This is a genomic window from Portibacter marinus (assembly GCF_021533195.1).
GTDB lineage: Bacteria > Bacteroidota > Bacteroidia > Chitinophagales > Saprospiraceae > Portibacter > Portibacter marinus.
The window spans coordinates 440,797-454,566 of record NZ_JAJNKB010000003.1; the positions used below are offsets into that span (position 1 = coordinate 440,797).

The 13,770-nt window shown below is 39.4% G+C and carries 10 protein-coding genes; 2 read left to right on the forward strand and 8 right to left on the reverse strand.

Annotated features, from left to right (window positions below; genetic code table 11):
- From L2567_RS09555 to gltX, 3 genes are read right to left on the reverse strand one after another with little or no spacing between them, the layout of a single operon-like run.
- The gene (locus L2567_RS09555) at positions 1–5,223 is read right to left on the reverse strand and encodes a T9SS type B sorting domain-containing protein (protein ID WP_235297533.1); all 5,223 of its coding nucleotides are present in this window, start codon (positions 5,221–5,223) and stop codon (positions 1–3) included.
- Between the two features lie 31 nt (positions 5,224–5,254).
- Positions 5,255–5,431, reverse strand: coding sequence for a hypothetical protein (locus L2567_RS09560; RefSeq protein WP_235297534.1), 177 nt, complete (start codon positions 5,429–5,431; stop codon positions 5,255–5,257).
- 49 nt (positions 5,432–5,480) lie between these two features.
- Positions 5,481–7,019: a glutamate--tRNA ligase gene (gene gltX / locus L2567_RS09565; RefSeq protein WP_235297535.1), complete on the reverse strand. Its 1,539-nt coding sequence runs from the start codon at positions 7,017–7,019 to the stop codon at positions 5,481–5,483.
- Positions 7,020–7,195: 176 nt separating this feature from the next.
- On the opposite strand from gltX, the gene L2567_RS09570 reads away from it, so the two are divergent.
- On the forward strand, positions 7,196–7,816 hold the full coding sequence (locus L2567_RS09570; RefSeq protein WP_235297536.1) for a polysaccharide deacetylase family protein: 621 nt from the start codon (positions 7,196–7,198) through the stop codon (positions 7,814–7,816).
- Between the two features lie 86 nt (positions 7,817–7,902).
- Here the strand turns inward: L2567_RS09570 and L2567_RS09575 are convergent, their stop codons facing one another.
- Complete coding sequence (locus L2567_RS09575; RefSeq protein WP_235297537.1) at positions 7,903–9,129, reverse strand: multidrug effflux MFS transporter; 1,227 nt, start codon at positions 9,127–9,129, stop codon at positions 7,903–7,905.
- 233 nt (positions 9,130–9,362) lie between these two features.
- On the opposite strand from L2567_RS09575, the gene L2567_RS09580 reads away from it, so the two are divergent.
- Positions 9,363–9,923 (forward strand): hypothetical protein, encoded by a 561-nt coding sequence (locus tag L2567_RS09580; RefSeq protein WP_235297538.1) that lies wholly within the window; start codon positions 9,363–9,365, stop codon positions 9,921–9,923.
- Positions 9,924–10,160: 237 nt separating this feature from the next.
- Here L2567_RS09580 and L2567_RS09585 read toward each other — a convergent pair whose 3' ends face one another.
- The 4 genes from L2567_RS09585 to L2567_RS09600 all read right to left on the reverse strand — a co-directional run bounded on the left by L2567_RS09585 (position 10,161) and on the right by L2567_RS09600 (position 13,770).
- The gene (locus L2567_RS09585; RefSeq protein ID WP_235297539.1) at positions 10,161–10,514 is read right to left on the reverse strand and encodes a hypothetical protein; all 354 of its coding nucleotides are present in this window, start codon (positions 10,512–10,514) and stop codon (positions 10,161–10,163) included.
- Between the two features lie 154 nt (positions 10,515–10,668).
- Complete coding sequence (uvrB, locus tag L2567_RS09590) at positions 10,669–12,696, reverse strand: excinuclease ABC subunit UvrB (protein WP_319942129.1); 2,028 nt, start codon at positions 12,694–12,696, stop codon at positions 10,669–10,671.
- Positions 12,686–13,141: a regulatory protein RecX gene (locus tag L2567_RS09595; protein WP_235297541.1), complete on the reverse strand. Its 456-nt coding sequence runs from the start codon at positions 13,139–13,141 to the stop codon at positions 12,686–12,688. Before L2567_RS09595 ends, uvrB begins: the two co-directional genes overlap by 11 nt.
- Positions 13,138–13,770 carry an HAD family hydrolase gene (locus tag L2567_RS09600; RefSeq protein WP_235297542.1) on the reverse strand — a complete coding sequence of 211 codons (633 nt, stop codon included), beginning with the start codon at positions 13,768–13,770 and terminating at the stop codon, positions 13,138–13,140. Before L2567_RS09600 ends, L2567_RS09595 begins: the two co-directional genes overlap by 4 nt.

A 13,770-nucleotide genomic window follows, 5' to 3' on the forward strand; every position in this document is an offset into this window, starting at 1 on the left:
TTAGCGTTCTATAGATATGAATCCCTGAACGACCGTGGCGTCATCGTTTTTCCGGAAAATGTAATAATATGTTCCTTCTGAGAGTGGTTCCCCATTAAAAGTCCCATCCCAGGAATTGTCATAAGGGCTTTGCTCATACACGGTATTCCCCACTTCATTTAAAATCACTAAAGAGCTATTGGGTAAGTTTTCATTTGCCACACAGGGAATGACAAACCGATCATTAGCTCCATCATTATTGGGTGTAAGAACATTATTCCCTCTGCAGGACTCTGCATTGTAAAATAAAATCACTTCACCTTCATTGCACAGTACTTCACAGGCATCATCACAAACGGTGTAGTTAAATTTAATTTCTCCTCCAATGAATTTAGGATCTGCAGTATAAGAAATTGCAACACCCGCTACGGTTGCCCTACCCCATCTGGGCTCTGAGACCTCAGTTACTTCATAGTTGTTACCAGATATGAGTATATCATTTTCCAGTGGATTAAAAGTCACTTCATTGGATTCCATCACTAATGTGTCATTCACCGGCAGTGGCTTCACTTTTTGTCGTAAAATCACAGAGTCTTTGAATACAACCCCACATTCTATGTGTTCAATGTTCCAAACCGCATATGTGGAATCTAGATCTTCCAGTACAGTTATAGTAGCCATGGGATCTTTAATATCATCCACTTCGACCCCGGCATCAACAGACCAAAAGGCAGATAGCTTGGCCGTGTTTACTTCATCTGCATTCATGATTAATTCTTGCCCAACGCAGTACAGTTGAGGCTGCCCTGCGTCAAAATCAATGTTTCGTACATTTTCGATTTCAAGCGTTAGCACTTCATCAAATTCTACTTCGCAACCATTATACACTATCTGAAGTGTCACTTCATTGAAGCCGAACCTGAAAATGGATGGATCCTGCACTTGATAGCAATTGGCACTTGACTCTCCAATGAGCATGTCACCTAAAAACCATCTGTAACGCTCTCCCTGAAGTCCTGCATTATCATCCACACAAAATTCCAGGCCAGAATCATCGTTATTACAACTGAAGATGAAGTCAGTCGATAATGAAAGTCCATCCCGCGGATCGGCAACGTCTATGTTTAAAATACCAGACCACTCAGAAGGACATCCATTTGCCAATGACCTCACTCTGTAATTTCCGGCATCAGAAGTTTGTAAGTTTAAATGAATGGTGTCGGCAGTGATTTGATTCCCATCCGGAAGTTCCCATTCTAACGTCAAGTCACCACTAAGATCTGCATATATTTTATAATCAGATTGCAAACATTGGTTACCTGTTGTTAAAATTGTAGGTACGAACGTATTCTCGTTCACAGTGATTTCTACAATCTCACTTACAGGGGATGTACACTCTCCAATAGTCACTTCCACCGCATAATTACCAGATTGCTCCGGTACTACGTCTCCCAGTTCAAGTTGATTATCATTGGTCTCCAATATTCCAGAGGGCGTATTCCAACTGTAAGTTGCACCCACACCGTAATTAGCCGTACCAAGAAAGAGAGAATCTCCAATACATGCGACTGGATCAGTATCCAAAGTTGGTTGATCCGGACTGATGATATAATTCAATCCAAAAGTAAACAGCTCAGACTCACATGCTCCATTCAGTACTTTTACACTATATACCCCGTTGTCTACTTCCTCAAAATTGTCAATGGTCAGGGATGAACTCGAAGTGTTGGCCCGAGGTCCTGTCCATTCGTAAAAAACATCTGCAGATTGGCTTAAAGTAGGAATAATGGTCACGGACGAATTAGGGTCAAGGCAAGGACCTTCTTCCGAAACATCTACCGAAAATATATCGGGTACGACGACCGTATTCATGGTAATATTATCAAAATAGGTACATCCATTTCGAGTTGTAACAGTTGCGAAATATGTACCTGATTCTATATCAACTACAGGATTAAATTCATTAGAAAAAAATCCATTTGGCCCTTCCCACTGAAACATAGACTCGGGAGGAGCAGTGGTGGTTAAGGTCACCTTCGAACCTACACATTGAGTCCTGTCTGTCGTAATATCAAATAAAAAAACCGGCTCTATATCCAGTAATAATGGCTCACTCCTTTCTGATTCACAAGGTCCCCTCTCTATACTAAGTTGCCATAGGCCATTAAAATTCATTCCTGCATTGGGAATCATCAGAGTTGGTTGATTATTTCTTATGGTGCCGCTGGGACTATGCCATATAAATACGTCTCCTACTTCTCCAATCGAACTGGTCAGGACGATGGTATCGCCAGAACAATATAATCGGTCTCCTATGATTGCTGGTTTATCCGGAGTCATATTGGTCGTAACGGAAGTAGTCAGTGTATCTGTAATACATAAATTGTCTTCAATGACCAACTTATAAACTCCCGAAAACTCTGCAGTAAAGGAATCTGTCACCATGGGCTTTTCTTCCTCAGAATAAAAATCGTTGGGCCCGAACCACCTAATGATGAATTGTTCTTCAGGATCATCTACACACAGCTCTAAAGGTCTACCAATACAGCCTTCTATTAAATTGGTACAAATAGCGCCTATTGGACTCTCTCTTATTTCAACATCAATCCGATTAGAAGGTCGTGATTCACAGAATCCGTTGGATATCACCACTGCTAGCTTATAGGTTCCGGGTGTTAAAGGCACTCTCACGAAAGAGGTGTCAGATGAAGTCAGTAAACTTCTTGTTGAACCACTAAAGACATACCAATCATACCTGATATTCACGCCGGGAATCGGATCTGTAGACAACAAATGCGGTATCGTTTCACAACCTATTTCATCAGTGACAATCACAGGCTCTTTGATATCTTCGATAAGAACTTCAATAGATGCAGTCGATTCACAACCTGTATTGACGTTTCTGATCGTTAGGGTGTACAAACCTTCATGAACTGCACTCACTTCGGGAATAAAAGGTTCGGCTAGTACACTCTTAAAACCAAGAGGGCCATTCCAATCATAAACATATTGATCTCTTTTCGGTATGTTCAGGAAGAATTTTAATGAATCTTCCGGACAGATTCCAACAGTATAGCTGATAGGAACAGGTGCATCAACAATGGTAAAAGTACTTTCACATGTGGAAACATTATTAGAGTTGTCGAAAACCAATACATTTTTAGTAAAAGTGCTTCCCAGATCGTCACACGTATAATCATTATTTTCAATGACGATGTTCCTGATTCCACAATTATCAGTGCTATTACCTGCAAGTTGAGAAGGATTGACCGAAAACTGTTCCAGCGCCACAGCGACTGCCTCAGCTTCAATATTCTCACAAATTGCAATTGGTAATTCATTATCTTCAATGCCAATGTTAAAAGAACAGCCCGATCGGTTACCAGAAAAGTCAAGGGCTTCTACATTTATTATTGAAGAGCCAATAGGAAAAATAATAGTGCTATCCAGAAGTGCGTCATAATTCCCTCTTATGAGCGCGTTCATAGCACCTTCTATTTCAACAGAAATACTAATTTCTTCATCGCAAGGATTATTTATGATTGCAATTTCACTCAGAGGAAGTGAAAACCCGCATAAACCCGGATTGGTCTCTACTTGCCTGCTAACCCCACAATTGAGCTGGGGTGACCTGCCGTCTCGAACGGTGACTCTTTGTGGACAGGTAGTTCTATTGCCAGCACAATCCTGAGCCATAAATTTTACAACATGTGGCCCTGCATTTAGGTCAACATCGATGGTTAGATCATTGATCGGTGTAAAGGTATCATCATCCAGACTAAAAAACATCTGAACCGAATCCACTTGACTTTTAATGATCTGAACCTGTCTTATTTCAGCTGAACTCGCAGAACATATATCATTTATACTTTCAGAAGGGTTAGAATTTACACTAGGGACCATTCTAAAATTGATGTATTGATCCTCTGCCCAGCGATCAACGGTCTGTTTAGAAAAAGGGCCAATTTCAAAGGAGACAGAACCACACTCTTCATCTGTATTTTGAGAAATGCCAATAGGACTGCCTGATTCATCCAAGAAAACAAAGGTTTCACCAGCATCGTTTCCGTCAAAATTATTAAGATTGACGGTAAAGTAATTTTCCTCGACAAACTCAATTTCAGGTCCATAGGGTCCAAGTCTAAAATTGACATCATTGACCACTACATCCGGATCGCCCGGTGAGGAAGAAGTAATCGTTTTGATGTCTGAAAATATGATTTCCAGATCTTCGATCCCGCAACTATCAAAACCACTAGGAACGGCATAATTTATGGTGGTGAAACAATCTGATCCATCAATATTGACGGTGATATCCGGTTCACAGTTGGTGAGCGTTGGGAAAATATCATCTTCATAGAAAAAGGAAGCTGCCTGGGCAAATGCATTCCCACAAGCGTCTACAATTACGAAATCAACCGTTTCAAATTGAATTGCGCCGTCAATTACGCCACACTCAGGAGGGTTAAGGCCTTCCGGATGCACTCCAGGGAACGTGGATGGGTCATTCAAATCATAACTCCCTGGCACTGCTGCAAAAGTTGAGGTGACCTCATTACAGGCGTCAGTGTAAGAAGCATAACCCATGTTTCTGACCCAATCATTAAAAACCAAATAAGGATTAGGCGTCATGCTACACATCACACTGATATCTCTTGGTTGAGCGACGAATGTCGGTGGCACATCGTCAATAATGGTAATTGCTTGTATTCCGGTACTGGTATTGCCACAAACATCTGATGCGATCCAGGTCCTGGTGATGGTACTGTCACATCTGACACTTTTGAATTCATCATTATAAATGGCTTGTATTCTTCCTCCACATTGGTCAACCTGATTGGTCACATTTCCAGTAATATTAAGATTATTAAGTTCACTGCAATTTACAGTGACTGGAGGTGGAACTTGAAAAACGGGCGGTATGGTATCAATGACTGTTATGGTCTGAATGTAAATAGTGGTATCAAAACAGCTGTTCATCGCACTGAACTTGCGTGTAATGATATATTCATAGAATGCACAGGTATCTGTCGCATTTGACTTCGTACTGGAATCATTGATAAAAATAAAAGGATCTCCCGGGCAGTCATCTGTGACTTCAGGAAGCTCGGGAAATGCAATGATATTCTCGCAAGTTACGGTAGTATCAGAGGGAGGATTGATAAAAGTAATCTGTCCATTAAGAAAATTAATGGAGATAAGTGTAGTAATCCAAAAAAGGCTTAGTCTTTGTTTCGTTCTCATGAAATTTTTTCATGATATTTCTTACCTGGAATTATTCTTCCTCGTCGCTTTTCAGCTTCTTATCCTCTACGTTCTTATTCAAAAATTGATTCAGTTCGTCGATTTTAAAATTGCCCTGAATTTGTCCAAATTCATTGACTTTGATATCGAAGCCGTCTAACTCTTCATGAACGATGGGTTTCCCCTTCTTTTTCATTTTCTTAGGCATGAAATATATTTTACTTAATATTTTATTCTAATATGATCAAAAACTATGCTCACTTTTCAGAAACGATGTTATTAAAACGATTAAAGGCCTCCTCAAGACGTTTTAGAACCCTCTCTTTACCAATGACTTCCATGGCTTTGAAAAGATCCGGACCTTGCATCGTTCCTGAAACTGCAAGTCTTAAAAATGGCATGATATCACCGTAACCCATCTCATTATCAGCCATATAGCTTTCAAGAGCCAATTTTATTTTGGATGCTGTAAAGTCTTTTTCTGTCAATACACCAGTGAACCTATTAAATTTTTCCGGTCGATGATCTTTCCATTTTTTTCGGATCATTTTTTCTTCATATTCCCTTACTTCCTCGAAGAAAAATTTTCCCTTTTCGTAAAAGTCACTGTATAGTTCAACTCTTTCCTTCATTAATTCAGCCACCTTCTCCAGGTAATCTAAATCCACATTTGAATACTTTTCAGCATTATACTTCTTTAAGTATTGGGCAATCTCTTTATTATCCTTATTGATAATGTATTGTTGATTGTACCACTTCGCTTTATCTATATCAAATCTCGCACCAGATTTTACAATTTGATCCAAACTGAACGCTTCAGCAAGTTCTTTCATCGAAAATATTTCCTGCTCCGTTCCCGGATTCCATCCCAGAAATGCCAGAAAATTCACCGTAGCCTCAGGATCAAACCCGTAATCCTTGAAACCTTTGAAGCTGTCTTCTTCGGACTCGCCTCGCCACGCAAGAGGAAAAACTGGAAAACCAAATTTGGCACCGTCCCTTTTACTTAGCTTTCCTTTTCCGTTAGGCTTTAAAAGCAATGAAAGGTGTGCAAATTTTGGCATGGTATCTTCCCATTTAAATGCTCTGTAGAGTAACACATGGTGTGCTGTAGAAGGTAGCCATTCTTCACCTCTTATAACATGTGTGATTTCCATAAGGTGGTCATCCACAATGTTCGCCATGTGGTAAGTTGGCATTCCATCTGCTTTCAGTAAAACCTTATCATCTAATTCTGATGAATTAAATCTGACCTCCCCTCTGATGATATCATGGACAATGATTTCTTCATTTGGTTGGACCTTGAGTCTTATAATCACATCATCGCTCTCCTTAAGTAGTTTCTTCGTTTCCGCTTCTGAAAGTGTCAGGCTGTTTCGCATGCTCATTCTACTGGAATAGTCGTATTTGGGTGCATGTTGTCCTTCCTCGCTTAACCTTTCTCTCATTTTTTCAATTTCATCGGCTGTGTCAAAAGCATAGTAGGCTTTTCCTTGCTCTACCAACTGTTTTGCATGTTTATTATAAATATCCTTCCTTTCTGATTGCCGATAAGGACCATAATCACCACCTACATGCGGCCCTTCGTCAGGTGAAATTCCACACCATTCCAATGCTTTTATGATGTATTCCTCAGCACCTGTAACATACCTGTTTTGATCCGTATCCTCAATTCTGAGCACAAATGCACCTCCTGTTTTCTTCGCGATTAAATAAGTGTACAGTGCTGTGCGCACACCTCCGATGTGTAAGGGACCTGTAGGACTTGGTGCAAATCTCACTCTAACTTTATCCATATCAGCAATTATTGTATTATATTTTTATTTAATATGTCGCAAGTAGCAACTTATTTGCTTTATCACATAATTTAAGTCTATATAAGTTACAAAAAGCATACTAAAAACGTTTTAGCTCCACATTTTTTATTAGATTTGAAATGCAAATTATTATAAACCCTTGAATACACTGCACCATGTCTATGTACCTGGCTAAAACGCCTAAGTTTTTCCAGTCACTGTTTCCAAACTTTGTCTGGCGACTGCCTACGGCTGAAAAGAAACTTCACCTGACTTTTGACGATGGCCCAGTTCCTGAGGTAACGCCCTGGGTATTGGACCAATTGGCAAAATATGACGCCAAAGCCACTTTTTTCTGCGTTGGGGATAATATTAAAAAGCATCCGGAAATATTTCTAAGGATACAGGAAGAAGGTCATGCGGTGGGCAATCATAGTTTTAACCACCTTAGTGGCTGGGCGACTGATAACATCTCATATTTTCACAATATCAGATACTGTGCATCCTTAGTAAATTCTAAATTTTTCAGACCACCTTATGGCAGAATAAAGCCCACGCAAGCTCAATTTCTGCAGCGTCATTATAAGATTATCATGTGGGATGTATTGAGTGGAGATTTTGATAATAGCATCTCAAATGAGCAATGTTATCACAATGTTATGGATAATGCGAAAAAGGGAAGTATAGTGGTTTTTCACGATAATGTGAAAGCGTTGGAAAAACTTCAATATGCGCTCCCGAAGGTTTTAGATTCCTATTCGGAAATGGGATTCACCTTCGACAAGATAAATTTATAAGAAGTAATCTTAATACTTAATTATTTCTCAGATAGTCCTACACATGAGCAGAGTGTGTAGGGCTTTTTTTATTGATATCGGACAGATTATTCTGTCGCGGGTACCGTATGCACATCTCTTCTATGTCGAATTTGTAAGTAACCTATAATAGATAGTGAAATCAAGGAACTTGCAAGGAATCCAACAAATAAAGGATAAACTGACCCCATCACGAATTTGCCAATGTACGTGCTGATGGGTACTGCCATAAGGGTAGAAATTAGTCCGGTAATCGCGGCTGCAATTCCTGCTATATGACCTACTGGCTCCATGGCCAGAGCTCTAAGATTCCCGAATAAATATCCAATTGCAAAGAATTGAACAGCAAAAAAGGAAAGCAGAACGTAAATCGCGGGGTTAGGCTCATTGTAATAAAATACAACGTAAGCCAGGGAACTGATAAAATAACTAATGGTCGCCAAATTTACCATCCTCCGCATGCCATATTTTAAGACCAGGTTGGCATTCGAGAAAATCGAAATGGCCAAGACTACCGCCAGGCCGGCAAACAAATAAGGAAATTCTTCTTTCAGTCCATATTGTTCTTCAAATACTTGCTGGGATGTACTCAGGTAAACCATAAAAGAGCCAAAAATAAAACCGGAAACAAAGGTGTATCCCATGGTGATTCTCTGATTCAATACTTGTTTAAAACCATTGGTGAATACCTTCCATCTTACGGGAATGCGATTTTTTTCCTTAAGTGTTTCAGGTTGTCGTTTCCAAAACCAAATCATGACCAATACTCCGGTCAATACTTGAATATAAAATATACTTTCCCAGTTGGCCGCATCTAATATCCACTTGCCTATTGCCGGAGCTACTATTGGTACCAGAAGAAATACTACGCTGACAAATGACATGATTCTCGCCATCTGATCACCGCTGTATTTGTCTCTTACTATGGCAATGGCGATAGTCCGTGGCGCAGATAAACCGATACCTTGAAGAATCCTCCCTGCTATCATGTATTCAAGATTGGGTGCATAAACACAGATCAAGCTCGCAATCACAAATATGCCAAATCCGAAGTAGACCACAGGCTTCCTCCCATAGGAATCGGAAAGTGGACCGAAGATCATTGGTCCTACACCTAATCCAAGGAAAATCATGGTGACCAGCAGCTGATTATCTGAAGCTTGTGTTACTCCGATTGATTCTCCGATGATGTCAAGGGCAGGTAGTAAGGCATCAATGGTCAATGCAACCATTGACATTAAAGAAGCCATTAAGGCAATGAATTCGAAATCGGATAGTCGGGATTTTACTTGCACGCGGCAAAGATAAATAACTTCAATCTAAATATGACCTTAATTATACAATACTAAGTTTTTTGGGGAAAGCTTCTCCATTAAGTTTGGACTTGAAATGAATATATTGGATTAAGTGCCCTAACTACTAGTCTGACCAGGTTTGAGTTTAAGCACTGATAAAGATTAATCTTTAGTGTTAAATGTGATCCAAGAACCAATTTGCTGCGTATATGTTAGAAATAAAATGGATTAAAATGAAAAATTACATTCTCTTCTTTGCGACTTTACTTTCTACTTTCCTTGCAGCTCAGCAAGCTACTCCTGCATTCGAAATTTCTGATGCTGATGTCAGTAGAAAATCTATTCAATTTTTTGGTGGCAGCACCATCGAAATAGACCGTAAAAATCAAGATCCAGAAAAACAGAATGGTGATATTTTACTGACAAAAAAAACTGCTTCTGGTCAGATTTTGTGGACGAAGTTTTATGGTGGTAGTGGATATGAATACATAGGTTCTTTCGATCGAACCAATGACGGGGGACTTATGATTATAGGAACCACATCTTCATATGGAAAAGGGAACAACGATCTATATCTTGTGAAAACCAACGACGAAGGTGAGATCATTTGGGAGAAGACCTACGGTGGATTTTTTAATGAATATGGGTATTACTTTAAGGAACTAAATAATGGGAACTTTGCCATCAAGGGAAAGCGACAGTTTTGCGAAGGTGAGAATGTCGGAAGTAACTGCTATGATGAGCCTTGGAATTTTATTGTGGATAAAGGAGGTAAAGTGTTGGCACAGAATTAAAAAGTTGAGCTTTAATTAAATCAGCATTTTCAATAATTTACGGACCATAAAGTTTTATCAATAACTGCAAATAAAATTTGCAAGACCTGACTATACCAACTATATTGTCAAGTACAGGTATTAACATATTTGTAGCCAATCAAATCATTGACACGCAAAATTCATGAGGCAATAAATTCAAATCGGAAAAGCAGGATCTTATTTGTAAGCGGTCATATGCAGGATTTTAAATAAAATTTAGAATGCCCACTGAGAGTAAGCTAAAATCGCAATTGCTACAACCACTCCCACTGTTCCATAAAATGAAATCGCACTGACCACAAAATCTTTTTCATGTACCTGTATAGCGGTTATAGTAGTAAAAGGAATTTTATATTGTCCGCGCTCCAGAGATAAATTAGTGCGAAGATGTAAGAATTCTTGAGCATTGTTGGAATTACTTCTTGCAAACCATTCTTTATTCAAGGGATGATCTGGTTTTAAAACAGGACTCAAGTTTCCTTCAATGTATCCATCTTTTAAGTGAGGATTTTCTATCAAATACATTTTTCCCATTTTTTCTTGAATGGTTACATATTCCTTTTGCTCCATATAAGCTGTAATAGAATCTGAGGATATTGGAAGGACATCGATCGTAGTCAAAAATGTGCAACTCTGAAATGATAATATGATGAATAGAGCTAGCATGAAAAAAACACCATTTGTGGTTTTAATTGCGAATTTAGGTTTGTGTGCATTTGTAATATCAAACACTCGCCTTCCTTTTCTTCTTCAATGCATTCAGCTCATCTCTGTATTGAGCAGCCGAAATAAAATCCAATTCCTTTGCAGCTTTCTTCATTTTAGCTTCCGTAGCCATAATCAGATCACTGAGTTGATCTTTCGACATGTAATTCACCACCGGATCAGCAGCAACAGACGCCTCTGATGGTTCGATGTATGCCTTGGATGGGACTTTACCTTTAATGTCAAGTATAGACTTAGAGGCCAAAATATCTTCGCGAGATTTAAATATGGTCTGTGGTGTGATGCCATGTTTATCATTATAAGCGATCTGCTTGGCTCTCCTCCGGTTAGTCTCATCAATGGTTTGCTGCATGGAATCTGTGATCTTATCTGCATAAAAAATCACCATGCCATTGGCATTCCGGGCGGCTCTTCCGGCCGTTTGGGTCAATGAACGTTCATTTCTCAAAAATCCTTCCTTATCCGCATCTATTATGGCAACAAGCGACACCTCCGGTAGGTCAAGCCCTTCGCGAAGTAAATTTACGCCCACCAACACATCAAACTCTCCGAGTCGCAAATCTCTTAATATCTCTACCCTGTCTAAAGTATCAATCTCTGAATGGATATATCTTGTTTTAACCTCTAATTTCGTCAGATATTTGGTTAATTCTTCCGACATTCTTTTGGTCAAAGTAGTCACTAAAACCCTTTCATTCTTTTCAATCCTCTTGCTTATTTCATCCAGCAGATCATCTATCTGATTGATCGAAGGTCTGATTTCTATCGGCGGGTCCAATAATCCCGTGGGTCTTACCACCTGCTCCACGATGACACCTCCTGTATGCTCTAATTCATGATCTCCCGGGGTAGCACTGACATATATCACTTGAGGCACCAGGCGTTCAAATTCTTCGAAAGCTAATGGCCTGTTGTCCATCGCGGAAGGCAACCGAAATCCATAGTTGACCAGATTCAACTTTCTCGCCCGATCACCGCCCCACATGCCTCTTACCTGGGGTATAGTCACATGACTCTCATCGATGACCATTAAATAGTCTTCAGGAAAGTAATCCAGCAAGCAAAAGGGCCTGGTACCCGGTTGCCGACCATCAAAGAATCGTGAATAATTCTCTATTCCATTGCAATAGCCTAACTCCCTAATCATTTCCAGATCAAAATTGACCCGCTCCTTAATTCTTTTTGCTTCTAAAAATCTGCCTTCCGCCTCAAAAAACTTCTCGTGTCGGTGTAATTCGTCTTCAATGGCTCTGATGATTTCCTGTAGCCTATCTTTATTGGCCACATACAAATTAGCGGGAAAAATCGCGGCATCATTCATACTTTCTATCCGCTTTCCAGTTTCAATTTCTAACCTGTCAATCGTTTCGATTTCGTCACCAAAAAAAGTAACCCTGTATCCATAATCCAAATAGGGCAGGTTGATGTCTACCGTATCTCCCTTGACACGAAACGTCCCTCTCTTAAATTCAATATCAGAACGGGAATAAAGGCTTCCGACCAATTTGTAGAGAAACGCATTTCTGGAAATGGTTTCACCTTGCTTAATTCTGATGATGGAACCCTCGTAATCATCGGGATTTCCCATACCATAGATACAAGACACTGATGCGACTATGATAACATCTCGGCGGCCTGACAGAAGAGATGAAGTCGCTCTCAATCTAAGCTTATCGATCTGCTCGTTAATTGAAAGATCTTTTTCAATGTAAGTATCGGAAACTGACATGTATGCCTCGGGTTGGTAGTAGTCATAATACGATACGAAATACTCAACTGCATTATCGGGAAAGAACTCCCGAAACTCGCCATAGAGCTGAGCGGTGAGTGTCTTATTATGAGTCAATACCAATGTTGGTCTGTTGACTTCTTGTATGACATTGGCAACTGTAAATGTTTTACCAGACCCTGTAACACCAAGAAGTACTTGTGCTTCTTCGTGATCGTTCAACCCTTTAACCAATTGTCTGATCGCATCCGGTTGATCTCCAGTAGGTTCATATTTTGATGTAAGATTAAATGCCATTTTCAATCGCCATTTTTACCTCTTCATATCCATATCCCTTGCCCATCATGTAATTCATTACTTTCTGTCGTTTTTTATATTCATTTTTTTCCCTGGTCTGATCCCACTTCTTTTCCCATAAACTTCTGATCATCTCATCATAGTCATCGTCATCGATCTCCTCAAATCCTTTTCTGATGCAGTAATCGGACAATCCCCTTTGCTTTAACTCCATCTGTATCTTTTTCTTTCCCCACTTGTTCTGTTTGAATTTTCCTTTTGCATAAGCCTTCGCAAAACGCTCCTCATTCAGAAAATCTTCTTCTATTAAAATAGCCATGATTTGTTCCAGTTCATCTCCATAGATATTTTCTTTCAGTAATTTAGAACGCACTTCTTTATGGCACCGATCTGTAAACAGACAGTACCTTCTCATTTTTTCAACCTTGTCGTCAAATAAATTCATTGCAAATGTGGCTCAATATAATCCTTAAATAAATCCACGATATCTTTTCCAGGATCATGACATACTGCCGACCATCCTCTTTCCTGCGCGGCTATTATGTTATCCATTCTGTCATCCACAAAAAATATCTCCTCACCTTTTAAACCCAGGCCTTCTTCTACATATTGATAGATGTCAATGTCAGGTTTGGACCTTCCGATTAAGTGAGAATAAAACACCGCATCAAAATATTTTGTTTCGAAGTCAATCTGACCGTGTTCCGTTTTCATGTGTTGATAAATTTTTGATAAATGAAGTTCGTTGATATTACTGAGTAGGTAAAGCTTATATTTTTGACCCCATTGCTTTAAGAATTCCCAACGGTTTTGAGGAAACCCTTTCAAAAGAGAGTTCCAGGCTTTAATAACGTCCAGAGCATCAATCTCACCTTCTGTATAATGTTGAAAATTCCATATAAAGGTTTCTGTATTGATTTTTCCTCGTTCATAAGCCACTATAGACCTTTGAAGTTTTTCAGGGAAACCCGGCGAAACATCAATCTTTAGTAAATCAGAAAAATTTTTGTAAAACAGGTCAAAGTCTAATTCATATAGCACATTGCCGAAATCGAAAATGACCGCTTTTATCAT